Source organism: Microcoleus sp. PH2017_28_MFU_U_A (genome assembly GCF_020738035.1).
In the GTDB taxonomy this organism is placed as follows: domain Bacteria; phylum Cyanobacteriota; class Cyanobacteriia; order Cyanobacteriales; family Microcoleaceae; genus Microcoleus.
The window spans coordinates 1-4,374 of the sequence record NZ_JAEQCX010000209.1 but is presented as its reverse complement, the minus strand read 5'-3'; the positions used below and the strand labels follow the sequence as shown (position 1 = coordinate 4,374).

Genomic DNA, 4,374 nt, shown 5'->3' with positions numbered 1-4,374 from the left:
TGATGCCGAGTTTTACCGTTCCGACTAACTTCTTTTGAGCCACAATTAGGGCAACAATTAATTTCTAATGTCATATCACGCTATGGCAAACACTTCTCTAATTATAGCTTGCTCCGATCCTTTCCTTCAGGGCACTACCCTGGTTTCAAACGGCAGTTGGCCCGTCAGCATTTCATAGAGAGTTGCGCCGAGAGAGTAATAGTCGGTGCGATAATCTAGGCTGCGGTTCATTCTGCCAGTTTGTTCTGGAGAGATATAGGCGAGAGTGCCTTCTAGAATATGGGGATGCTTGAGGGTGGGTTGTTCGGTTAATTTGTCGGGCGCGAAGACGCTGGCTATCCCAAAGTCAATGATTTTGAGTTGGTTGGTGCTGGGATTGAAAACTATGTTGGCAGGGTTGATATCTTTGTGTATGATGTTGGCGCTGTGAATGTCGCCCAAAATGTCGGCTATTTGAATGGCGAAGCTCAGAGATTCGGATAGAGTAAAGGGGCGAGAGTGCATCAACCTTTTGAGAGATTCTCCTCCGAAGTCTTCGAGAACGATCGCCAAAGTGCGATCGTACTGTTCTAAGCTGTAAGCTCGGATGACTCCTGGGTGATTTAAGCTGCGGATGATGTCATATTCTTGTTTGTGACGGGCGAGTGCAGCCGGAGTGGGGTACTCTTGCTTGAGTATCTTGAAGATTACGTGCTGGCTGTCGGTCGATCGCACGCCCCGGTAAACTAGAGATCGATCGCTTTCATAGATTTTCCTGAAAATTTTGTAGCCTGGAAAGTGGAGCATAACCGCAGAATCTTAGAGAGCAGCAGCGTTTATCCTAGTGTAGCCACTGATATGTGTTAATCGCTACCACCACAAATATTCTCAGACTTGCCTGTAAGCTCTCAACCACGAGCTCGATCGATCGCAAATCCTCAATCTAAAATCCTCAATCTAAAATCTTCAATCTAAAATCTAAAATCAAATAACCCTGCCTTTGTGTGCAAGCATTCAAGGCAGGGTTATTATGGAATATTCGGAATTCTGAGCGAGTAGTCCATGGCGGGCGAGGCCGGATTCGGCTGCCAAGCGTTGCACTACTCGCCCAATCGAGTTATTTTAGAGCTACGTTCGGCCAACATCAGCACTATATAAATAGTCATTACATAACCGGCGGCTAGAATGGGAATAATTAGAGGAATATCGCGATAAATCATAATTAGAACCAAAAGTCAAGGACGAGGAGGAGGACGGGACAAGTTCAAGACCTACTACATTAATTCAGCACGCAAGACTATGCCTTGGTTCTGAAGGCTACTTTTCCATATCAGGCTTGCCGAAAAACTTAGGCGTTCCCGGTGAGTCGATTTGAGATTTTCCATTTTTCGATTTTAGATTTACTCGGCAGATAAATCTGGGAGCTTCAACTAAGATCTAAAATTTTGGGCTACCCACGACAATTGTCGTGGCTTCTACCCGTTTTTGGGCGAGGTCAATAATGATTTACTGCTTTACAGATGCTTGAACAGCGTAAAACCATCCACTTTAGCTGCTTTGAGCTACCGTGCACATCTCATGCGCTAGTCTTAACTCCTGAAAATTTTTAGCCACAAGAAACTAAAAATCTGTCCCAGAAATTTTCGCTGCGATCGACTAACAAGGCTGGCTCTACGAAACTCTTACAGGCATCTGAAAGCTACCTGCCAGCCAGGCTCAATTACAGCCTGTACTTAATGTATAGAATTGTTTAAATCCTTAATACCTATAATAACACAGCGTTTCTGGGATTTAGTTATTTTTTGGCAGTGTGCTTAACAATTCGATACAATAGGAGCAACCCCTCTGGCAGCAGGCTACTCGCCTCTGGCAGTTGGGCGAGTCCTCGCTGGCGACAGACCACAAATAACTGCCGATCGCCTAGATTTTTGTTCCCTATTGCAGAGAATTGTCTTAAAATAAAGATATGATATGTAAAATTTTGTTACTTTACGGCTTGAGTCGGCGTATCCATGATCTCTAGCACTCTCCTATTTTCCTCGGTTGAAGAAGACCTGCGACTGTTGACAGAAAACTTAAAACAGTTAGTGGGTGCCCGTCATCCCATCTTGTACGCGGCTGCAGAATACTTATTCGGCACAAAGGGAAAACGGGTGAGACCCGCAATAGTCTTGTTGATGGCCAAGGCGACGATGCCCGATCGGGAAATCACCGAAAAACACCGCCGCCTCGCGGAAATCACAGAAATGATCCACACAGCCAGTCTAGTCCACGACGACGTGGTGGACGAGTCGGATCTGCGGCGGGGAGTACCGACAGTACACAGTCGGTTTAACAACCGAGTGGCAGTATTGGCGGGAGATTTTCTGTTTGCTCAATCTTCGTGGCACTTGGCAAATCTGGACAACCTGCCAGTAGTCAAACTGCTTTCAGAAGTGATTATGGATTTAGCTGAGGGCGAAATTCAACAGGGACTAAATGGATTTGACACCAGTTTGTCGATCGAAGCGTACTTAGAAAAAAGTTATTACAAAACAGCGTCTTTAATTGCCAACAGTTCTAAAGCAGCGGGCTGTTTGAGCGAGGTTTCAGCAGAAATAGCAGACGATTTGTACAACTACGGTCGCAACATTGGTTTAGCATTCCAAATAGTAGATGATATATTGGATTTCACTGCTTCAACGGAAACTTTGGGGAAACCCGCAGGCTCTGATCTGATTAGTGGTAATTTGACAGCACCAGCACTATTTGCCCTAGAAGAAAAGCCTTATTTGGAAGTTCTAATAGAACGCGAGTTCGCCCAAGAAGGAGATCTAGAGCAGGCTCTGGCGCTGGTAGCAGATTCTCAAGGTATAGAGCGATCGCGAGAACTAGCAACAAATCACGCACAGAAAGCTGTCGAATACTTAGCTGCGCTGCCCCATTCAGAATCCCGTCAAGCCTTGATTGATTTAGCAGATTACGTTTTGAGCCGGCTGTATTAGAGGTTAAAAAGTTGCACGGTAGGGGAATTGGTAATGGGGAGTTGGTAATGGGGAATTTCCTATTACCAATTCATCAGAAATTTAATTATCGCGCTTCTTAAGGATGGCGAATTAAATAATTTACACATATTTGTGGGATGGGCCAGAAGAAGCATAAAACTTGTGGAAGTTATTTAATTTTCATTCCTAAGTGAGTTCCCGAGAGCGCAAGCAATGAAATATTACCGATTACCTATTACCGATTCCCGATTCCCGATTCCCTGACATACTTCACTGCCATTGAGAAAGGGAGAATCTCATTTTTGTAAAAAGCATTTTTTTCTTATAGATAGTGCGAGCGTCCCCGCTCGCGTATTATACGATACGCGAGCGGGGACGCTCGCACTATCTAAATGCAAAACTGAGATGCTCCCTTGAGAAAGGCTATATTTAGGCAATATCTGGTGGTGGAGCCGATCGATACTGTTGCAAGTAAACATTGATTAAGTCTTGCACTTGTCGGCGAGGGATTTCCGTCCCGACTTCCTGATTGCCGGGATTTTCAAAAAAAACAATACTGTCGAGACCTTCAAGAGCAATCATCTGAAATAAAATGTGAGTGACAGGCAACTGTACGGGCTTGACGCTCCCGCCCCCAGCCGCCGCAGCGCAGGACGCATCTTTAAGAGTGGGAAAAGCATAAATCACCTTCTTCTCCTGTCCCGGTTGCTTGAGATTGCTCAAAACTACGATCGCCCAACTTTCGTCTACCGATTGCAGGATCGAGTATTCGAGGTGCTGTAGCTGTTGGGCAATTAAAACCAGCGCCGGGGCGATCGCCTCTAAGATTTGTGGCGTCGAACCGTCAGGCGGAGCTTGCTCGATTAGTGCTTGAATCTGTATATCTAAATCCATCAGTCAGTTCATTTGAGATTTGAGTTTAATAATGTCAGGGTAACGGGTGAAGGTGCAAGTATGTAATAACTGGCACTGCCGCATATTAAGCTAAAATGCGAAATCTGAAGTCCCATAAATTTGATTGATAGATATGAAACATATAGCCAAATATAGCCTTTTTTAGCAAAAATTCTGGATTTTTTAGATTAATTCACGCTTTACCCTTCAATCCGAAAAATATCGTACCTGATGCTCGATTTAGTTGATGCGGGTGTCCCTGGCGGATGCAAATTTTATAACTATGTACGAAAAAAAAGTTTTCTGCTCAAAATTATCTCGTCCTCACCACCAAAAATCCCTGGTTAAACCTGGTTGGTGGCGGATAGTACATTTGGGACACATCAAGAAAAAGCAGCCGTCAGTGTTTTTTTGACAAACCTCTGCCTAAAGGCGAGAGGATTCTTGCTTCAGTGGGATTCCGACGAATTTACCCTCGGCAAGCATCTTGACCGTATGCCCTACGGCTGCAAGTCCT

At 44.8% G+C, this 4,374-nt stretch carries 3 protein-coding genes; 1 reads left to right on the top strand and 2 read right to left on the bottom strand.

The features are described from left to right. Nucleotides 1-126 precede the first annotated feature (126 nt). On the bottom strand, nucleotides 127-786 hold the full coding sequence (locus JGK14_RS33615) for a serine/threonine protein kinase (RefSeq protein WP_325315997.1): 660 nt from the start codon (nucleotides 784-786) through the stop codon (nucleotides 127-129). Nucleotides 787-1,991: 1,205 nt separating this feature from the next. On the opposite strand from JGK14_RS33615, the gene sds reads away from it, so the two are divergent. After that, on the top strand, nucleotides 1,992-2,963 hold the full coding sequence (gene sds, locus JGK14_RS33610) for a solanesyl diphosphate synthase (protein WP_293193419.1): 972 nt from the start codon (nucleotides 1,992-1,994) through the stop codon (nucleotides 2,961-2,963). A gap of 429 nt (nucleotides 2,964-3,392) precedes the next feature. Here sds and JGK14_RS33605 read toward each other — a convergent pair whose 3' ends face one another. Beyond that, nucleotides 3,393-3,857, bottom strand: a complete 465-nt coding sequence (locus tag JGK14_RS33605) for a hypothetical protein (protein ID WP_293193418.1) — start codon at nucleotides 3,855-3,857, stop codon at nucleotides 3,393-3,395. Between the last annotated feature and the right edge of the window lie 517 nt (nucleotides 3,858-4,374).